Source organism: Streptomyces sp. P3 (assembly GCF_003032475.1).
GTDB lineage: Bacteria > Actinomycetota > Actinomycetes > Streptomycetales > Streptomycetaceae > Streptomyces.
This window is the reverse complement of sequence record NZ_CP028369.1, coordinates 8,477,368-8,495,937: the sequence shown is the minus strand read 5'-3', so window position 1 is coordinate 8,495,937 and position 18,570 is coordinate 8,477,368. Positions and strand designations below refer to the sequence as shown.

Genomic DNA, 18,570 nt, shown 5'->3' with positions numbered 1-18,570 from the left:
CCATGCCGCACCGCACCGCCGGACCATCCCGACGCGCCGCCGCCAAAGCCGCCGCGGCCGCAGGGCTGGCCGCCCTGTTCGGCGCCCGTGCCACGACGACGGCCCATGCCACGGCGACGGACCGTGCCGCGACCCGGCTCGGACCGCGCACCGTCGACGTCTCCGTCGCCTCCCCCGCACTGGGCCGCAGAGCGCCGCTGCGGCTGATCCTGCCCACCGGCTTCGACACCCGGCCCGAGCGGACCTACCCCGTGCTGTATCTGCTGCACGGCGCCCACGACGACTACACGTCCTGGACCCGGGAGACGGACATCGAGGCCTTCACCGAGGGCCGCGACCTGATCGTGGCCATGCCCGACGCGGGCCCCACCGGCATCCCGTCCGCGTGGCGCGGCGGCCCCGACTACGAGACCTTCCAGATGCGGGAGGTCCCGGCGCTCCTCGCCCGCGACTACCGGGCCTCCGGCGTGCGGGCCGTCGCCGGGGTCTCCACCGGCGGCTACGGGGCGATGGCGCACGCGGCACGGCACCCGGGCGCGTTCGCCGCCGCAGCCTCCTACAGCGGCATCCTCGACACCACCGCCCCCGGGGTGCAGCCCCTCGTGGACGCCATCGTGGCCCGCGAGAACCTGCTTCCTCCGTCGCTGTGGGGCAACCCGATCCTTAACGCCCCGACCTGGCGCGACTTCAACCCGCGGGCCCGGGCGGCCGGACTGCGGGGCACTCCCCTGTACGTGTCGAGCGGCAGCGGGGTGGTCGGCGGCACCGGCGACTGGCTGCCGGAGGCGCTGGAGAGCGCGCTGTGGCCCTCGGCGCACGGTTTCACCGGCGCGCTGGCGCTCCTCGGCGTCGCGGTCACCACCCACTTCTACCCGGGAGGAGGACACAGCTGGACCTACTGGCGACGGGAGTTCACCGCCTCCTGGCCGATGATCGCCCGTGCGCTGGGGGTGCCGGAGTGATGTCGGTGCCGCCGGGGCACGGAACGGAGCGCAGGGGTCGCCCGTCCAACACAGGACGGCCCCCTCGTCCCACGGGCACCGGTGCGTGGGCGAGCCGTCTCCGGGTGAAAGGAGTGTCCGTCGTGGCTGTCCCCGCTCCACGCGGCGAACCCGTCGACCCCCGAACCGCTCCGGTTCCGCCGGACCTGGCCGAGCTGCTGCGCTCCGATCTCGAAGGCGTGGCCGACGAAGTGGAGGAAGAGGTCCGCAGACAGGTCCCCGAGTACGGGGGGCCTGCCGCCGCGGTCCAGGGCCGCCACATCAGGTCCGGCGTGGTCCAGGCCCTCACCCTGTTCGTCGACCACATCGCCGACCCGCGGGGCCAGGACGCCGCCATCGCCGCGACGTACTACGAACTCGGCCGCGGTGAGGCCCTCGAGGGGCGCAGCCTGGACGCGCTGCAGTCGGCGTTGCGTGTGGGCGGGCTGCACGCCTGGCGGCGGCTGAGCCGCACGGCCGAGGAGGTCGGGCTGGACTCGACGGCCGTGGCCGCCCTCGGTGAGCTGGCGTTCAGGACGGTGCACGAGGTCGCGGAGGCGGCCGCCGCCGGATACGCCGAGGCCCGGTCCCGCAGCGCCGACGAGCTGGAGCGGCGTCGCCTGCGCCTGCTCGGCCTGCTGCTGGGCGAGCGGCCGGTGTCCCCCGAGGCGGTGCAGGAGCTGGCGCACGCCGCACGCTGGCGGGTGCCCTCGCAGGTCGCGGTCGTCGTGCTCGCGGCCAGCGCCGATCCGAACGCACAGGACCCGCCGCCGGCGACGCCCGGGGCGCTGGTGGACATGGAGTCACGGCCGCCGCGGGTGCTGGTCCCGGACCCGGAGGGCGCGGGCCGGTTCGGCGGCCGGTCCTTCGTCCTCGGCCTGCAGGGACGCCCGGCGGCGGTCGGCCCGACGGTCCCGGTCGCCGAGGCCGCGCACTCACTGCACTGGGCGACGCGCGCGCTGGGGCTGATGGGCCGCGGGGTGCTGCCCCGACAGGGCGTGGTGCGCTGCGCCGACCATCTGTCGACGCTGCTCCTGCACAGCGACGAGCCGCTCCTCGGCCACCTCGCGGCGCGCGCCCTGGCCCCCCTCGACGCCGTCTCCGAGGGGCAGCGGGCCAGACTTGCCGAAACGCTGCTGGCCTGGCTGCTGAGCGGCAGCAACGTGCCCGACGTGGCCGCCCGGCTGCACATTCACCCGCAGACGGTCCGCTACCGGCTGCGTCAACTGGAGAAGCTGTTCGGCGACGCCCTGCACGACCCCGACGCCCGGCTGGACCTGATCCTCGCCCTGCGCTCCGCGGCGAACCACGGCGGCACCGGATGGACACTAAATTCGGAACAATAAGGCGCGGGATTTTCGAGTTCCCGTCCATAACAACCCTCCGGGAAACGCGAATACCTTCGGGACTGTCCTTTTCCGTAGGCGCGCAACGCGCCGCACCCTCAAAGGATCCCCATGCGTATTCGCCTGTGCCTCGCCGCGCTCTCCCTCGTCGGCGGGGTCGGACTGACCACCCTCTCGGCCCCCACGGCATCCGCTGCCGCCTGCTCGGACATCGACGTCGTGGCAGCTCGCGGCACCTTCGAGCCGGGCACGCTCGGCCTGATCGTCGGCGACCCGGTGTATTCCGCTCTGCAGAGGAAACTGACAGGAAAGAAACTCTCCGGCTATGCGGTGAGCTATCCCGCCGATCTTTCCCTGACGTCCGCCGCACAGGGAAACGCCGATCTCGTGAACCACGTCAAGGCGCAGGCCGCGGCCTGTCCCGCTCAGCGGTTCCTGCTGGTCGGTTATTCGCAGGGCGCGAACGTCGTCGACAACTCCCTCGGCATCAGCAGCGCCGGTGCGGTGGTGGGCAGCCCCATCGTGGCGACCCTCCCCGCCGCCGTCGAGCCGAAGGTCGCCGCGGTCCTGCTGTTCGGCAACCCGATCCGGGCGCTCGGCAAGAGCGTCACCGGCGTCTACCGGAGCCGCACCATGGACTTATGCGCCGACGGCGACCCCATCTGCGAGAACGGCGGGGACGACGTGCTGGCGCACCTCGGCTACACCTCCGACGCCGGCGCGGCGGCCACGTTCGCCGCGAGCAGGGTCTGACGCTCACGCGGGCCCGGGAGGTCCTCCTCCCGGGCCCGTCGTGGCGCGGAGGATGCCTGTATGTCGCTCGTCAAGGCACCCGAGTTGGTCTGGGGGTGGTTTGACCTGCTGGGGTCACGCGGCGCATTCGACGCCTTTGGGGCGCGGTTCGCAGAAGGGATTCGCCTACCACACCAACGATCTCCGGAAGGAGAAGCGACACCTTGATTCCCTGCAAGCTCTCAAGGCTGTCCCGTAAAAGATCGTCGGGGGTCGTCGGTGGGCCGTCCGTGGCCGCTCGGGCAGCGTCGAGGAGCGCCAGTCGGTTGTCTTCCCTGTCCCGCGTACTCGGCGTCGGGCGGAGCCGTCCCGCATGGGCCAGTTGAGGTCCATCAAGTCGGCGCGTGCCGTGTCATGCACGGGTAACTCGGAGCGGCCGCACGTTACGAGGCGACCGTCCTGACCGCTGCCATCAACGAGTGGCTGTGATCGACCCATGTCGCTAGAGCTCGTAGTCCTGGGCCAGTTCCTCCCAGCGAATGCTGCGCAGCCCAAGGTCGGCGTCCTTGCCCGACGGGACATCCAAGCCGGTCTGGAACCACATCACGGTGAGAGCGGAACGGTGCAGCACCGGGTCGAGTCCAGGGGCGACCACTGTCGAGCGGAAGGAGCCGATGCAGGCCACGGAAGGCAGCACCTCAACGGGGCCGAAGGCGCCAGCAGTCCGGTCCGGGTACTCGCGGGAGGGAGGAAGCAGATGGACCGGCGTGGAGGGAAACGCACCTTCAGCCTGCCGCTGAAGGCTCCTGACCTTCAGGTCGTTGATGGGCTTGCACGGGTAGCCCTCCAGCATCCCTCCATAGGTCGAAGACATTCGCAGCTCGGTGAGCTCGATCGAACGTCCGGACGAAAGGGCTATGCGACTCAGCGACATGCCGACACCTTATGCGCAAGATCCACTTTCAATACACGCCCTACCCGGACCTCGGGACGGGGCCCCCGTCGCGGCCGGCGCCGTGGACGGTGGCGCCCGGAATTCGGGGCAGACCGCAAGGTAGTCGACCTCACCGATCCGGGCGCGTTCCAACTGCTCGGCGACGCCGGCCAGGTGATGGTCCGAGCCTGCCCACCCGCACGACGCCAGGTCCGCATGGACCAGGTCACGGGCTGACAGCTTCAACACAAAACAGGGCGTCGGAGCCCTCCTGGACAGCCCCGTCTACTGGGCTGAGCCCGCGTCAGTTCGGCAAGCTGATCGACGCGCTGCGGCGTGAGAGCGAAGCAAGGCGAAGGTCCGTGCCACGACCTAGCGGACTTGCCCATGCCCTGGATGTTCGGGGCGGCTTTGCGGGAGATGACGGGCGGGATCCGGCGTTTGCGGAGTTCCTCGCGGTTGGGGTTGGAGTCGCAGCCCGAACGCTGGGCACTTCACCCTGTCTGCGGAGGTGAACGCGCCAGGGAGAGTCACTTGGCGGCAAGTTCGTCCAGTGGCACGTCGGGGCGGTTGGCCAGCCCTGCCGAGTCGATCCGATTGCCGGAGTGGGTCAGGTGTCGGATCTGCTCGTTGACGTCCCAGATGTTGACGTTCACACCAGCCAGAATACGGCCTTGGGCCGTCCAGAAGGCGATGAAATGCCCGCTCGTCAGGTTGCCGCGGACGACGACATTGTCGTAGCCGTCCGGCTCGGTGCAGCCGGCGTACTCCCTACCCAGGCCGTACTGGTCGGTGAAGAATGAGCGACGCTGTCACAGGAGGCGTCTGGCCCAGCATCGTCAGTGCTGCGGTATCGGGCTGGTGGAGGGCGTTGGCATAGCGTTCCACCCGATGCCGGGTGCTCGGGACCGGCGCCGATGCCGACCGCGTCGGCGTCGGCGCCGATCTGAGTGCCATCGGCCGGCCGGCCGGACGCAGCGGTCCGCCACACCCGAGCGCTGCCCCCCTCGGGCGCACCAGATCACGGCGCCCCGGGGCATCACCTTCGCCTTCCTCGTGCGGAGGTTCCCCACCCATTGCACGCATCCGGACTCACCCCGGAACAGCTCAATGCACTACTGGAGCTGGGACTTGAGCGGGCGGGACGCACACCCAGTTCGTCACAGTCCTTCACGCCGTACACACAGAGCCGGCCGCCGCCCTACCCTTTGACGGCTTGATGAGGACATGATGGGAGGGGGTGGCCAGGTGATCGAGACCGTGTTGCGCAGTGAGGATCTACCGGTAGCCGACCGCTTCGCGTGGTGGCGGGAGATGACGTCGCAGACGCTCACGCCCACGGAGATCACCAGCGACCACTCCGACGACTTCCGCGCCTGCTTCCGGCTGCTGGACCTTGGGGCCGCTCAGGTGTCGGTGCTGTCCTATCCGTCATTGCGCTCGCGTCGCACGCCGGCGCTGGTGCGTCGATCCGACCCCGAGCTGTACCACCTGGCCCTGACACTGAGAGGCCGGCAGAGCATCTCGCGTTGCCGGCGTGACGCGTCGGTCGGGGTCGGGGATCTGTTGCTGTACGACAGCTCGCACCCGAGCGACGCCTCGGCCTTCCCCGACGACGGCAGCGCGGTCGAGGGAATCGTCGTGAACGTGCCCCGGACAGCGATTCCTCTGCCGGCAGCGAAGGTGGACCGCCTCCTCGGGTCGCCGCTGCCGGGCGACAGCGGCATGGGGGCCCTCCTGTCACAGTTCCTGATCCGCCTGGCACCTGAGTCCGACGCATACCGGCCGCAGGACGCCATACGTCTGGGCGGGCTCACCGTGGACCTGATCACCGCGTTCCTCGCGCACCACACGGACACCGAAGACAGCGCTCCACCCGAGAGCCGCCAGCAGGCCCTGCTGGCCGGCATCCACTCCTTCATCGAATGCAACCTGACCGACCCCCAGTTGTCGCCCGCCATCGTCGCCGCCTCGCACCACATCTCCGTGCGGTACCTGCACAAGCTGTTCCAGGGGCAAAGCTTCACGGTGAGCGCGTGGATCCGGCAGCGGCGCCTGGAGGGCTGCCGCCGGGACCTCGCCGATCTGCAACTGTCCGACAAACCCATCGGCTTCCTGGCCGCACGCTGGGGCTATGTCCACGCTTCCGAATTCACCCGCGCATTTCGCAGGGCCTACGGGGTCCCACCGAGCACGTATCGGCACGAGGCACTCCACGGCGGACAGCTCACCGACCGTCGGCTCCGGGCATCCAGGAGATCAGACGATCTGATGCCCGGATAGCAGAAAATTACCGCTACATGCAGGCCTGCGTGCATCCGACTGTCTGATCCTGCATTTGGCGGTCGGTTGATCTGGGTCAATCAGGGCGTCGGCCGGGCGTCCCCGAACGGGTCTGCGAAAACTGGGGCCCTCAGGAGAGAGGACTGGGGGACAATGATCTGGACGGCGTTTTCGACGGAACACCTGTCGGGAACTGAACGATTCAACCACTGGGAAGCAATGATCTCCCAGGCACACTTTCGCACCGTTATGGCCAGCGATCACCTGAATGACTTCCTTGCCAGCTCGCAGGCCTTGCAACTGGGCGACATCCAGACCTTCGCGCAGAGCTATCCGCCCATGCATGCGCGCCGGACTCCGGCGATGATCCGGCAAGGTGATCCGGAGGTGTTCCAGCTGTGGCTCACCGTCCGCGGGAAGGTCGGGCTCAGCCAGTCGGGCCGGAACGTCGAAGTGGGCGAGGGCGATCTGGTGCTCTACGACTCCTCCCGTCCCTGCCAGGCCCAAACCGCCGCCCTTGACCGCCCCGACGTCTCCTCACTGATCGTGCAGATACCCCGGGCCGGACTGCCCCTGCACTCCAACACCCTCGACCGGCTCACCCTGACCCGCATTCAGGGACGGACAGGTATCGGCGCACTGTTCCGCCACTACCTCACCGACCTGATGAACCACGCACCCCAGTACGAGGAATGCGACGCGCCCCGCCTGGCAGGCGTCACCCTGGACCTGCTCAGCGCCATGCTCGCCCAGGCCGCCCGGACCGAGGACCTCCTACCGTCCGAAACGCAGCAGACCGTCCTGCGCACCCGGATCAACGCGTTCATCCGGCAACACCTCGCGGACCCCGGCCTCACGCCGGCTGCCATCGCCGCCGCCCACCAGATCTCCGTCCGCTACCTCCACCGGCTCTACCAGGGCCAAGGGGCGACGATCGCCGACGGCATACGCCGCAGCAGACTGGAAAACATCCACCGCGACCTGGCCGACTCCCGCCTCGACGCCCGGTCCATCAGCGCGATCGCCGCACGCTGGGGCTTCCCCGAGCCCACATCTTTCAGCCGCGCCTTCAAAACGCTGTACGGCATCACCCCACGCGACCACCGCCGCCGAACCCAGCACCACGGGGGGTAGGCCGTGCGCTGGGCGCCAACAGCCCTGCACGCAATGCCAACAACACGGTGGACTTTTCAGGCATGCTCACGACCAGAAGAAAAACCGGTGGACAGCGAGACGAACGCACAATGTCATCGCGAACCGGCCGCGACCGAGAAGCAGGAACCTTTACTTCTGCTCCTCCACCCTCTTCAGAGAATGGAAGTCAACGCACTCATGAAATTCATCAGAAGGACGGCCATGGTGGCGTGCGCAACCGCGACGGCAGTCATGGCATTCTCCACGCCGGCGAGCGCCACCACGCTGAATTTCTATGCCAACGGACCGGCCGACTGGGGCCGCAACTGTGACATGACGACCAAGGCGTGGGGCACCTACACCTACTACGAGAACGGCGGCGTCAAAGGCGGCCACCAGGCATACGCAGGTGGTTTCGACGCATCGGAGCGCGATACCTGCTCGGATGGTTACGGTGCGGTGCTGCACCTGACCTACTACAAGTGGAACGGCAGTTCATGGGTTCCCGCGACTGCCGACCCGATCAAGGTGGACACCGGGGCATACGACACCGTGTCGCGCAGTTGGACCTTCAAAGACGTTCGTGATGTGAAGGTCTTCACCTGCAGGATCAACACCGCTGGTGCCCTCTCGTCGTGCACCTCGGCAAGCTTCTCCTGACCTCGCCGGTTCGCACGGGGCTGGCGGCCTGCGAGGCGAAGAGACGAAAGTGCCTGGGCGTCGGCGTCGTGCGCGCATCCACGTCATGCAGACCTGCCGCCCATGTACGGCCGGGCATTGCGCTCGGTCGGGCGGCAGCCGGACCTCCCATCAGCGTCTCCGACGGCGCCTCTCGGGCCCGGTGGCACCCCCCAGGTCATCGGTTCTGCAGACGGGATCAGCCATGCCGGGCCCGGAGGCCGGCGGCCCTCTGGCAGGACCGCGGAAAACATGACGCGGGGCTGCCACCCGGGCCCCCTGTGTGCGGTGCAGGTGGCTGCCACCCGGGCCCGACCGGGGCCGGGTGGCAGCCACCTGCACCGCACCGCCCGCTATCGCGGAGCGCGGGCGAACGCGGCGAGGGCGGTGGACACCGGCTCGGGGCGGCCGTCGTTCTGCACCGGCGCCGCGGTCAGCACGTCGAGATGCTGGTAGCCGGCCGCCACCACGGGATGCAGGTCGGCGGGGATGCGGCCGGCGAGCAGCCCGTCGCCCGCGAGCACGGTGAGCGTCGGGTTGGCCTTCAGCCCGCCCGGATGGACGACGAGCCTCTTCACCTGGGGCGAGGTGGCCGACTGGATGTCGGAGACGAGCTTGGTCGGGAAGTACTGCTCGGTGAAGTCCAGCGGCTGCTCCGCCAGGCTCCGGGCCAGTTCCCGGATGTCGGTGACCTCCTTGCCGGCCGCGGTGAACGGCGTGCCGTCGGCCGACCGGTACCCGGGGTCGTCGGCGTCGCCGACGCGGTCGTAGTTCCGCCAGGTGTACAGCGGCCCGTGCGGCCTCGCGGGGATGGCCTTGTACTCGACGCCGAACAGCTGCGTCGGCTGCGCACTGCCGTTGACGGCGGGGAAGTCCTTGTCCACGACCGGCCCACCGTCGAAGAAGCCCACGCTGGACTGCAGGAACGCCAGCGGCACGGACTGGTCGTCCATCAGCGCTCCGAGCACGGCGGCGTTGGTGAGCCGGAAGTCCTTCACGGCCGGGGATCCGGTGAGGAAGGCCGCGGCGTCCTTCGAGAACAGGAACCGGTTGGTGGCTTCGACGTTGAGGCCGGAGGGCAGGTAGGTGGGCAGGTCAGCCTCGGCGTCGGGGTCGTGCACGGCTCCGAGGCCGGCGATGGCGAGCAGGGTCATGGTCTGCGGGTTGAGCAGGACCGGCGCGGACAGCGAGCGCGGGAGCGCCCCGGTGTCGAGCCCCGCCTGCACCGCCGCGTAGCCGAGCCCGACGTCCGGCAGGCCGGTGTCGTCGGGGATGCTGCCGCTCAGGTCGTCAAGGGAGGTGGAGACCGTCGTGTCCAGGGCGAAGTAGCCGGCGCACTGGTTCTGCCCGGCGTCCGCCGTGGTGGTGGGGTCGCCGTCGAAGTCTGCGGCGGCGAAGTACCCGGTGATCACGCCGCCCAGCGAGTGGCCGCCGCACAGCAGCTTGCCCCTGCGCAGACCGGGGTCGGGCAACTCGGCGACGAGCAGGTCGTACTGGTCCCGCACGGTCTGCTCGATGCCGAGCTTCGCCAGCCACCCGAGCCGGGCGTTGCCGGCGAACCCGTCGAAGGTCCGGCCGCCGACCTGCCGGCCGCGGTAGTAGTAGTCGACGGCCGCGTGCTGGTCGCCGGAGGCGACGCCGGTGCGGTCCTCCAGACAGTTGGAGCGCCTGTCGAGCGCCCAGAACTCGATGTGCCGCCCTTGCCCCGCGGCCTTGGCGACGGTGCCGCGGGCGACACTGTCGAATGCTCCGGCACCCTCCAGGATGCCGGGCTGTGCCACGAGGATCCGGTCGGCGTCGGCCGACGCGGCGGGCCCGTCCGCGGAGCGGTAGCGCAGATACGACAGCCAGTCGCACGCCGCCGGACGACTGCCGAACGCCGACGGCAACGGCGCCTTCACCCGCACCACCGACTCGGTCACACCGTCGGCCGGGTGCGTCGACGACACGGGCGTCTCGGTGCGCGTGGGGGCTCCCTGCGCGTTCGGGACGGCTCCGGTGAGGGCCCCGGCGGTCAGCAGCGCCGCCAGCGCGGCACCTCGCCATGTCCTGCCTCTGCCGGGACTCGTCTTCGCCGTCTTCAGCGACGTCATGGACGTCATGGGCTTCAGGGACGTCATGGACTTCATGGGCGGACCGTAGGGCGGCGGGAAGTGCCCTGTCGGGGAGTGCTCACAAGAACGCAGCGCCCGACGGCGTCCTTGTCACCGGCCCGCAGTCACCGGCCCGCGGTCGCCGACCGTCACCCGGCCGCCGGAACGGCAGCCGCACCCCGCCGTGGCCGGTGACGCCGACCGGTGATTGGCTGGTCCCGTTCCGGCAGCCAGTCCATCCGCAGGAAGGCCCCAGGCATGAGCAACCCGCACGCACTCGAGTACAAGGTCGTCACCTTCCGGGAGTCGCTGATCGGCGACGCACTGGACAGCGACAAGCTGGAGAAGGTCCTCAACAAGCACGCCGAGGACGGCTGGGCCCTGAAGGCGATCACCTCCGCCGACGTCAAGGGCCGCATCGGTCCCGGCGCGGTCGAGGGCCTGCTCCTCACCCTGGAGCGTCCGCGCCGCTGACGACCGCGGACCGGCCCGGCGTCCGCACGGCGGGCCGGCCTCTCCCGTCGGTCAAGAGCCGAGCGCGGCCGGTCCCGGCCGCGCTCGTGCCGGTCTGCGCGTCCTATGCGCCGCGACGGATCCGGGCCGCCTTGCGCGCCTCGGCGATCTGGCGTGCCTCGGCGGACCGGCGGGAGTCGCCGCCTGCCCTCCCGGGCCGGGCGCCCATGCCGCGGAAGGGGGCCCCGCCCCGCTTCGGTCGCTCGGTGGCCGATCCGCTGCCGGGGAGCGGGACGCCGGAGGGGGCCTGGGCGCCGGTGATGCGGCTCAGCTCGGCCTCGCCCGAACGGACCTGCGTGATCTGCGGCCTGACGCCCGCGTCGGACAGGAGGCGGGCCATGTCCCGGCGCTGGTTGGGCAGCACCAGTGTGACCACGCTGCCCGACTCGCCGGCGCGGGCGGTACGTCCGCCGCGGTGCAGATAGTCCTTGTGGTCGCCGGGCGGGTCCACGTTGACGACGAGGTCGAGGTCGTCGATGTGGATGCCCCGGGCCGCGACGTTGGTTGCCACCAGCACCGTCACATGACCGGTCTTGAACTGGGCCAGGGTGCGGGTGCGCTGGGGCTGTGACTTGCCGCCGTGCAGTGCCGCGGCCTTCACGCCGCTGCCCAGCAGGTGTTTGGTGAACTGGTCCACCGCGTGCTTGGTGTCCAGGAACATGAGCACGCGTCCGTCGCGCGCGGCGATCTCGGTGGCGGCGGCGTACTTGTCGGCGCCGTGGACGTGCAGCACGTGGTGCTCCATCGTGGTGACCGTGCCCGCCGAGGGGTCGACCGAGTGCACGACCGGGTCATGGAGGTACTGGCGGACCAGGAGGTCGATGTTGCGGTCCAGCGTGGCCGAGAACAGCATGCGCTGGCCGTCGGGGCGTACCTGGTCCAGGAGTTCGGTGACCTGGGGCATGAAGCCCATGTCGGCCATCTGGTCGGCCTCGTCGAGGACGGTGATCTTCACCCGGTCCAGGCGGCAGTCCTTGCGCTCGACGAGGTCCGCGAGGCGGCCCGGCGTCGCGACGACGACCTCGGCCCCGGCGCGCAGTGCACCGGCCTGCCGGCCGATCGACATGCCGCCGACCACCGTGGCGAGCCGCAGCTTCAGCAACCGGGCGTACGGGGTGAGCGCGTCGGTGACCTGCTGGGCCAGTTCGCGCGTCGGGACGAGGACCAGGGCCAGCGGCTTGCGCGCCTCGGCGCGCTGTCCCGCCGTGCGCACCAGAAGCGCCAGGCCGAAGGCGAGCGTCTTGCCCGATCCGGTCCGTCCACGGCCCAGGACGTCGCGCCCCGCCAGGGAGTTGGGCAGGGTGGCGGCCTGGATCGGGAACGGCTCGTGCACACCGAGCTCGGTGAGCGTGGTCAGCAGTTCGGCGGGCAGGTCCAGTTCACCGAAGGTCGCGACGGCGGGAAGTGCCGGGGTGATGGTGTCCGGCGGCGCGAACTCCCCCTGTGGTGCGGCGGGACGGCGTCCGCCGCCCCCCGGAGCGGCACCGGGGCGACCCCGGCCCTGCGGCCGGAAACGGTCGTTCGTGCGAGCTGAACGGCTCACGGAGAACCTTCCTCGAGGGGCACGCATCGAGGAATTCCCGACCGGTATGAGCCGGATGAATTGCAAGTACGAGCCGAATACAAGAATGACAGCGTTCCAGCGGGAACGCAGAAAGCAGGAAGCTGGGGCCCCACCGAACGGTGGGGCCCCAGCTATCGCGCGCGCTTCGGCATCAGGCGGGAGTGATGTTCTCCGCCTGCGGGCCCTTCTGGCCCTGCGTGACGTCGAAGTTCACCTTCTGGCCTTCCTGGAGCTCACGGAAGCCCTGGGTGGCGATGTTCGAGTAGTGGGCGAAGACGTCGGGGCCGCCGCCGTCCTGCTCGATGAAGCCGAAGCCCTTTTCCGAGTTGAACCACTTGACGGTGCCAGTAGCCATGTCACATCTCCTTCGGGGCAGTGCCCAGAGGTTCACACCGTGCGAACCTCTTGTGTTGCCACAAATGAACCCCGTCCGGATAAGCACCGGAGATACAAAAAACGCCCCACGGCTACGGCCGTAGAGGCACTTGAAGATTCGGGAACCACAACTGCAACTAGGTCCAGACTACCACGGCATGCACAAACGCACTACCTTCCACCGCGCGCGCCACGCATGCCTCGCGTGCCCCCCTGGCCACGAGGACTGCCCGGACCGCGGGGACCGCGCGCCACACAGGGGCTGCGGGGATCACGGACGGCGCGGATCAGCGCGGACCACAGGGGCGGTACGAACCCCCGGGCGTTTGGGCCGCCGATCGCCTCGGGTGCCACTCCGCCCGGGAGGCCGTCCGCGGCGACTCAGTGGCCCTGGAAGCTCAGACGCACCCGGCGGTCCGCGTTGTCGCGGTTCGTGTCCGCCGAACTCCGTGAAGACAACCGCCAGGGTACCCGAGCGCGGAATCTCCACCTGATACGTCAGCGGCAGCACGCCACATGACACGGAAGCGTGAAAAATACCAGGTCAGCAAGCTTTTCGAGGTCCTTTCGGGTGGGTGCCGAAGCCGTCAGAATCCGCCTGCATCGCGCGAGCGGTGGCGGGCGGCTTCTCCGGCAGGTCGATCCCGATCGGGTGGACCCCTGCTCTGGCTGGCCAAGCGGAAACGCAGACGCTTGCCGCTCGGTCCGTGGGTGCTGGCGGACTTTCCCGGCCCGGCACCTGTCCCCGGGGAGCTAAGGACTGTCCAAAAATGGAACGAGTTGTCCACCGGCGATCGAGGGCAACCCGTCGGCCAGCGGTGTGGCATCGAACTTGTACCCGTTCGGCGCCGTAAGTGTCGGCGAAGCGCCCGAGCGCGACGACGCGCTGGTCAGTGCCGTCGTCGGTGCCGCGGAGCTGACCGGAGCGCATACCGGAAGCGTGTTTCTGCTCTCCGGCGACCACCGCTCGCTCGTAGTGGCCGCGTCGTGCGGGTCGCCGCCCTCCCTGCTCAGCGGGTGGCGTCGGATCCCGGTGAACAGCGGTCTGCCAGTGGCGGAGGCGTACCACTCCGGGCGCATGGTCCATCTGGCCGGCGCGGAGGAGACGATGCGGCGCTTCCCGCAACTCTCGGTCGCCCTGCCCTCCCCGTTCGGCTCTGCATCGGTCCCTGTACGGGCGGGCGAGCGGACCTTCGGCACCATGGCCGTGGCGTGGACGGCCAGGCCGGACGGGACAGGGTTGTCGGCGGCGACTGGTACGACGTCATCCCCACCGGCGACGAGGTCGCGCTGATCGTCGGGGACGTCGAGGGCACAACGTCGCCGCCGCGGCCGCCATGGGCCAGCTGCGCAGCGCGGTGCGGGCCTACGCCACCGCCGGCCACCGGCCGACCGACGTCGTCGCCAACACCAACCGGCTCCACATGGACCTCGACCCGGCGCTCCTCGCAAGCTGCTGCTGCGCCCGCCCGACGGACAGGCCGAGATCCTGGATGTGCCCGGCGGCCCTCTACCCGGCATCGACACAGCGGCACACTTTCCGGAGTCGGAGCTGCGCCTCGTACCCGGGTCGATCCGGGTCCTGTACACGGACGGACTGGTCGAGAGGCGTGCATCGGACATCGGTTCCGACGTCCACCGACTCCGGGCGTCGCCGGCCCGCGGAACGGGGACCGCCTGGAGGATCTGGCCGACGCACTGCTGCGGGACGCCTGCCGGTCCGCCGACAGGGTGGACGACATCGCCCGCCTGCTCACCGAGTACGCCCCGGCACCGCGGACGGCGACATTGAGCGTCTCGTCCGCGTCCGCCTTCCCGGCGGTCCGGGCGGGGCGACGGGTTCTGCCGGACATCGGCAGCAGCGAGAACCGTCGCGAGGGCCGGTAACCCGAGCGTGTGACATGCCCGGTCGGATACGGCAGTGAGGCGTGCTGTTCTGTCCCGCCCGACTCCCAGGATGCTTTGGTCGGAACGGCGGGCATGCGACGGCTCATACGTCTGGCCGGTTCCCTCCTCTGTCCGTTCCGGCCGAGCCAGCCCGCTCCCGGCGTGCGTGCCGTCCGAATACGTCGCAGGAGAGATCGTGATGGCAGGCGACACCGCCGTACCGGCCAAGAACTGAAAAGTGGGGGAGGGAACAACTCGGTGGTTCCTGGGCAGGCCGCAGGGAAATGCTCTGTGCCGGTCCGTGGGAGCCACAGACGACGCGTCATCCGTTCCTGACCTGCCCGCGAGCGCAACCCTTGCCGCTGACATGGGCCGTTGGGAACACGAGATCGCCGATGACGGCCATGGACGAGATCAATACCGCTGCCGAGGTTCTGACGTCAGCCGCCGAAGTACAGCCCCGGGTCACGGAGTTGCGGGGAAGGGGCAATGGACCGTCCTACGCCCCGCCGTCGTCCGTCATCCCATGGAACCGCTCGCGATAAGCCCGCGGCGGTGTCCCGTACTGGCGCTTGAAGGCGCGGGAGAAGTAAAGGCGATCGCGGACGCCGACCTCGTGGGCGACCTGACCCACTGCCAGATCGGTGAAGCGCAGGAGGCGGGCGGCCTCCAGCATCACGCGCTCGATGATCAGAGTGCGGGTGGAACTTCCGGTCACGCTGGACACGGCACGCCACAGGACGCTTTCGGAGACACCCAGTGCGCGGGCGTAGTGGCGGACATCGTGGTGGCGGGCGAAGTCGTGTTCCAGAAGGGCGTTGAAGCGCTGATACAGATGCACGTCGGCGTCGGCGTTGCCGCCGGGGACGTCCGACTCGTCGTGGTCATACCAGCGGCCGATCCAACCCAACAACGACAGCAGCAGGTGCCGTTGGACATCGTCGCCGCGGCTGGCCAACGGGCGCCGGGTCTCTGCGGCAAGTGCCCCGATCACGGCGTCGAGGTGCACGGTGTCGCCCGGCGGAACGTTCACCACGGGCCGGTCCTGGGCACCGAGCAGGCGGCCGGGGTACGAGCGAGTGGGCAGTCCGTCATGCAGCAACTCGGCGCCGAAGCGGACCACCGCGCCGGTCAGTTCCCTCGCCTGCTCCAGGAAGTGCACCGGCCCCCGGCCGAGCACCAGCACCGTCCCGGGACCAACGACCGTGCGCTCACCGTCCACCACATGCACACCAGTGCCGGTTCGGCTCCAGAAGAGTTCGTGGTAAGCGTGCCGGTGCGGGCCACGGACAGGGCAGGTCTGGGCGGCCACGGTCACGTCGTCCAGCAGCGTTACGTGAAGCGTGAGGTGCGGCGCAGGCAGCCGGTCGATCAGGAGCTCATGCCCGCCCGGCGGCAGGACGATGACGGGGTCGGTGCGCAACGTGGGGCCCCCTGTGGACGGCGGCGGTCGGTGACTTGAGGCGACGCGTGCGACGCGGGGGTGGCGCGTGCGACCTGCGAGCCGCCTGATCCCGGCCATGATTTCATCCGGTGCACGAAGAATCCATACGTCCGCGATCTGTGTCCATAGGCCTGGGCGGTGAGCGTGACGAATCCTTGGCAGTGCCCGGCCGGCCTGTCCGTTCCCCCCTCCCCCGGAGATTCCAATGATTGGTCGTCGTTCCTTGATCAGCCGTGGTGGTGCCGCCGCGGGCGCACTCGCCCTGGGAGCTGGAGCCGCGACGGGGCTGCTCAGCGCGGCCCCCGCGGTCGCCGCCCCGGCCGCATCCGGCACCACGGATTTTCTGCCCCTACCGGACCACGTGAAGCCGCTGCCCAATACCGGAGACGGCTACCGGTTGGAGCGCGTCGGTCGTAACGGCTACGTGCTCATATCGGGAATCGCGCAGTGCGTCTTCGTCGTCACCCGTGAGGGCGTGGTCCTGGTCGACGCGCCTCCCAGTGCGCGGGCAGCGATAAAGGCCGCCATCCCGTCGGTGACACACAAGCCGGTCACCCATGTCATCTACACCCACGACCACGCGGACCACATCGGCGCCGTCGGCGACCACCCCAAGGCGACGGTGATCGCGCACAAGGACACCGCCACCCTCCTCTCCCTCTCCAACGACCCCGCCCGGCCCCTGCCTCAGTGGGTCATCCGCAAGGACCACGCGGTGATCCACATCGGCGGAGAGGAGATCCACCTCATCTACCCCGGCCCCAACCACGAGGCGGGCAACATCATCGTCCACTTTCCCGGGCTGCGGCTGACCGTCATGACCGACGTGGCCATGCCCGGCTGGGCGCCCTACCGTGCCTGGGGCAACGCCGACAGCATCCCCGGCCTGCTCAAGGCCCACGACGCCATCCTGGACCTCGACTTCGACACCTTCTGCGGCGGTCACGTGTACCGCACGGGCACCCGCGCCGAGGTCGCACAGTCCCGCGAGTTCTTCCTCGACATGTGGACGACGACCCTACGGACCAGCAACAGGATCGCGTACGCCGACGCGATGCAGTCCGTGGCCGAGCAGGAGAACAGCTGGGCTATCCAGAAGGTCTGGTTCGACCGGATCGCACAGTCGGCGACCTCCGAGTTGATCGACCGCTGGGGCACCAAGATCGCCGCGGTGGACACCTTCACAGCGGACTCTGTCGGCGCCTTGCTGGTCTCCAGCTTTACGGACGCGCCGGTCAACTTCCCCTGACCAGCCATACCGGACCGGCCCGCCCGAGGTGTGACAGGCGGGCCGGTCCCGTGCGTTGAACTCGACGACCTAGGAGTGGCGAGCGCGGGCTGCGCACCCGGACGAAGGGCGAGCGACGGCACCGATGCGTGGACATGCGGGGATCGGTCCGGACAAGGCGGCTCCCCTTCGGACGGGGTCCCGCTGCTCCAGCACAAGGACCTCGCCGAGCGGCTCGCGGAAATCTCGGCCGAGTCCGGGCCGAGCGGACACGTGCGACGTCGCCCACTACGCCACGCCCCAGGAGACCGGCTGGCTGCCACGCCCCCGGCGGCTGGTAGTCGTCCTGCCCGCAGGCCGCTCGTACGACCCCCCGTATGGCGGAACAAGGCGAGAGTTTTGATCCCGACGACGAGGTCGCCGACAACGCCGGCCGCGCCTGGCGCTTCGACGGCCCGTGGGACTGGCATCCCTTCGACGGCGCCGAGCCCCACGAGCCCGCCTGGCCCCTCACCCTCCTCCACCGCCACACCCGCGTCAACACGACGACCACTGAAGAAGTCTCCGTCGCCAATGCGACGAACACAGGTTCCCACCAGCAGGAATGCGCTCGCTGGAGCGGCGTCGCCCGGGCGAACCCTCAGTCGTCCGGGCGCCTCCTCGTTCGACCGCCGTGAACCGTGTCGAGAACTCGTCCGGCCTGCCGACAGACCGTTCACTCCATCAACAGCCCCTGCCGCCCGAATTCGGCCCGTCGGCCGCCCGGTCTCTCGCACATCCACATCGACCGTCGACGTCGTCGCCCCGCACCCACTCACTTGGTGCGGCCGGAATTCGGCCCTACAGTCGTGGCCGCACCAGGGCTACCCGAGAAACGACAAGCGGACCTGACGGTGGGGATTATCCCGGTTCGTGTCCACCAGACACACGGACTGCCAGGTTCCGAGTTCCAGCCTCCCGTCCACGACCGGCAGAGTTGCATGAGGCGGGACCAGGGCCGGCAGCACGTGGTCGCGTCCGTGGCCGGGGCTTCCGTGCCGGTGCTGCCAGCGGTCGTCGGCCGGCAGGAGCGTGTGCAGGGCGGTCAGCAGGTCGTCGTCGCTGCCGGCACCCGTCTCCATGATCGCGACGCCGGCCGTGGCGTGCGGCACGAAGACGTTCAGGAGGCCGTCGCGGCCGTCGGCCGCCTCCCTCAGGAACGCCTCGCAGTCACCGGTGAGGTCGACGACCCTCTCCCGGGAGCCGGAGGACACATGGAGGACTCGGGTGGTGAACGCGTCTGACATGCCCTCCATCCTGACGCATGAGCCGACTGCGCACGCGCCTGACGGAGGCCGGCGGCGCTCCGGGAAGATCCACACCTGTCACGCCGTTGGTAG

At 69.7% G+C, this 18,570-nt stretch carries 16 protein-coding genes and 2 pseudogenes; 11 read left to right on the top strand and 7 right to left on the bottom strand.

What is annotated here, in order from left to right; all coding sequences use genetic code 11:
• Positions 1–2 precede the first annotated feature (2 nt).
• The 3 genes from C6376_RS37625 to C6376_RS37615 all read left to right on the top strand — a co-directional run bounded on the left by C6376_RS37625 (position 3) and on the right by C6376_RS37615 (position 3,079).
• Entirely contained in the window at positions 3–962 is a 960-nt protein-coding gene (locus C6376_RS37625) for an alpha/beta hydrolase family protein (protein ID WP_107447478.1), read from the top strand.
• A 122-nt stretch (positions 963–1,084) separates the two neighbouring features.
• Entirely contained in the window at positions 1,085–2,326 is a 1,242-nt protein-coding gene (locus C6376_RS37620) for a CdaR family transcriptional regulator (RefSeq protein WP_107447477.1), read from the top strand.
• Between the two features lie 111 nt (positions 2,327–2,437).
• Complete coding sequence (locus C6376_RS37615; RefSeq protein WP_107447476.1) at positions 2,438–3,079, top strand: cutinase family protein; 642 nt, start codon at positions 2,438–2,440, stop codon at positions 3,077–3,079.
• A gap of 481 nt (positions 3,080–3,560) precedes the next feature.
• Here the strand turns inward: C6376_RS37615 and C6376_RS37610 are convergent, their stop codons facing one another.
• Together C6376_RS37610 and C6376_RS37595 are read right to left on the bottom strand one after the other, a co-directional pair.
• A complete protein-coding gene (locus C6376_RS37610; protein ID WP_107447475.1) occupies positions 3,561–3,992 on the bottom strand; it encodes a hypothetical protein in 432 nt (143 codons plus the stop codon).
• Positions 3,993–4,522: 530 nt separating this feature from the next.
• A pseudogene (locus tag C6376_RS37595) lies at positions 4,523–4,780 on the bottom strand (oxidoreductase C-terminal domain-containing protein); the annotation flags it as partial.
• Between the two features lie 460 nt (positions 4,781–5,240).
• Here C6376_RS37595 and C6376_RS37590 point away from each other — a divergent pair.
• From C6376_RS37590 to C6376_RS37580, 3 genes are all read left to right on the top strand, one after another.
• Positions 5,241–6,275 carry a helix-turn-helix domain-containing protein gene (locus C6376_RS37590; RefSeq protein WP_107449414.1) on the top strand — a complete coding sequence of 345 codons (1,035 nt, stop codon included), beginning with the start codon at positions 5,241–5,243 and terminating at the stop codon, positions 6,273–6,275.
• Between the two features lie 153 nt (positions 6,276–6,428).
• Positions 6,429–7,409 carry a helix-turn-helix domain-containing protein gene (locus C6376_RS37585; RefSeq protein WP_107447473.1) on the top strand — a complete coding sequence of 327 codons (981 nt, stop codon included), beginning with the start codon at positions 6,429–6,431 and terminating at the stop codon, positions 7,407–7,409.
• An 87-nt stretch (positions 7,410–7,496) separates the two neighbouring features.
• Entirely contained in the window at positions 7,497–8,069 is a 573-nt protein-coding gene (locus C6376_RS37580; protein WP_159083378.1) for a hypothetical protein, read from the top strand.
• Between the two features lie 371 nt (positions 8,070–8,440).
• Here C6376_RS37580 and C6376_RS37575 read toward each other — a convergent pair whose 3' ends face one another.
• Positions 8,441–10,216, bottom strand: coding sequence for a hypothetical protein (locus C6376_RS37575; RefSeq protein WP_254076239.1), 1,776 nt, complete (start codon positions 10,214–10,216; stop codon positions 8,441–8,443).
• A gap of 222 nt (positions 10,217–10,438) precedes the next feature.
• Here C6376_RS37575 and C6376_RS37570 point away from each other — a divergent pair, with 222 nt between their 5' ends.
• A complete protein-coding gene (locus C6376_RS37570) occupies positions 10,439–10,654 on the top strand; it encodes a DUF4177 domain-containing protein (protein ID WP_057582602.1) in 216 nt (71 codons plus the stop codon).
• Positions 10,655–10,757: 103 nt separating this feature from the next.
• On the opposite strand, the gene C6376_RS37565 is transcribed toward C6376_RS37570, so the two are convergent.
• On the bottom strand, positions 10,758–12,263 hold the full coding sequence (locus tag C6376_RS37565; RefSeq protein ID WP_254076238.1) for a DEAD/DEAH box helicase: 1,506 nt from the start codon (positions 12,261–12,263) through the stop codon (positions 10,758–10,760).
• A gap of 145 nt (positions 12,264–12,408) precedes the next feature.
• Positions 12,409–12,612 carry a cold-shock protein gene (locus tag C6376_RS37560; protein WP_020125862.1) on the bottom strand — a complete coding sequence of 68 codons (204 nt, stop codon included), beginning with the start codon at positions 12,610–12,612 and terminating at the stop codon, positions 12,409–12,411.
• 840 nt (positions 12,613–13,452) lie between these two features.
• On the opposite strand from C6376_RS37560, the gene C6376_RS45935 reads away from it, so the two are divergent.
• Entirely contained in the window at positions 13,453–13,926 is a 474-nt protein-coding gene (locus tag C6376_RS45935; RefSeq protein WP_254076237.1) for a GAF domain-containing protein, read from the top strand.
• A 43-nt stretch (positions 13,927–13,969) separates the two neighbouring features.
• Positions 13,970–14,424, top strand: a pseudogene (locus C6376_RS45930) (PP2C family protein-serine/threonine phosphatase).
• 594 nt (positions 14,425–15,018) lie between these two features.
• Here the strand turns inward: C6376_RS45930 and C6376_RS37545 are convergent.
• Complete coding sequence (locus C6376_RS37545) at positions 15,019–15,942, bottom strand: AraC family transcriptional regulator (protein ID WP_159083377.1); 924 nt, start codon at positions 15,940–15,942, stop codon at positions 15,019–15,021.
• A 226-nt stretch (positions 15,943–16,168) separates the two neighbouring features.
• Here C6376_RS37545 and C6376_RS37540 point away from each other — a divergent pair, with 226 nt between their 5' ends.
• Together C6376_RS37540 and C6376_RS37535 are read left to right on the top strand one after the other, a co-directional pair.
• Positions 16,169–17,212, top strand: coding sequence for an MBL fold metallo-hydrolase (locus tag C6376_RS37540; RefSeq protein WP_107447469.1), 1,044 nt, complete (start codon positions 16,169–16,171; stop codon positions 17,210–17,212).
• 356 nt (positions 17,213–17,568) lie between these two features.
• Positions 17,569–17,868, top strand: coding sequence for a hypothetical protein (locus C6376_RS37535; protein WP_107447468.1), 300 nt, complete (start codon positions 17,569–17,571; stop codon positions 17,866–17,868).
• A gap of 186 nt (positions 17,869–18,054) precedes the next feature.
• On the opposite strand, the gene C6376_RS37530 is transcribed toward C6376_RS37535, so the two are convergent.
• Positions 18,055–18,477: a secondary thiamine-phosphate synthase enzyme YjbQ gene (locus C6376_RS37530; protein WP_107447467.1), complete on the bottom strand. Its 423-nt coding sequence runs from the start codon at positions 18,475–18,477 to the stop codon at positions 18,055–18,057.
• Positions 18,478–18,570 lie beyond the last annotated feature (93 nt).

Coding starts and splice junctions, on each gene's coding strand:
- C6376_RS37575 (WP_254076239.1), bottom strand. CDS start 10,216: ATGAAGTCCATGACGTCCCTGAAGCCCATGACGTCCATGACGTCGCTG.
- C6376_RS37560 (WP_020125862.1), bottom strand. CDS start 12,612: ATGGCTACTGGCACCGTCAAGTGGTTCAACTCGGAAAAGGGCTTCGGC.
- C6376_RS37585 (WP_107447473.1), top strand. CDS start 6,429: ATGATCTGGACGGCGTTTTCGACGGAACACCTGTCGGGAACTGAACGA.
- C6376_RS37535 (WP_107447468.1), top strand. CDS start 17,569: ATGGCGGAACAAGGCGAGAGTTTTGATCCCGACGACGAGGTCGCCGAC.
- C6376_RS37565 (WP_254076238.1), bottom strand. CDS start 12,263: ATGCGTGCCCCTCGAGGAAGGTTCTCCGTGAGCCGTTCAGCTCGCACG.
- C6376_RS37570 (WP_057582602.1), top strand. CDS start 10,439: ATGAGCAACCCGCACGCACTCGAGTACAAGGTCGTCACCTTCCGGGAG.
- C6376_RS37625 (WP_107447478.1), top strand. CDS start 3: ATGCCGCACCGCACCGCCGGACCATCCCGACGCGCCGCCGCCAAAGCC.
- C6376_RS37540 (WP_107447469.1), top strand. CDS start 16,169: ATGATTGGTCGTCGTTCCTTGATCAGCCGTGGTGGTGCCGCCGCGGGC.
- C6376_RS37610 (WP_107447475.1), bottom strand. CDS start 3,992: ATGTCGCTGAGTCGCATAGCCCTTTCGTCCGGACGTTCGATCGAGCTC.
- C6376_RS37530 (WP_107447467.1), bottom strand. CDS start 18,477: ATGTCAGACGCGTTCACCACCCGAGTCCTCCATGTGTCCTCCGGCTCC.
- C6376_RS37615 (WP_107447476.1), top strand. CDS start 2,438: ATGCGTATTCGCCTGTGCCTCGCCGCGCTCTCCCTCGTCGGCGGGGTC.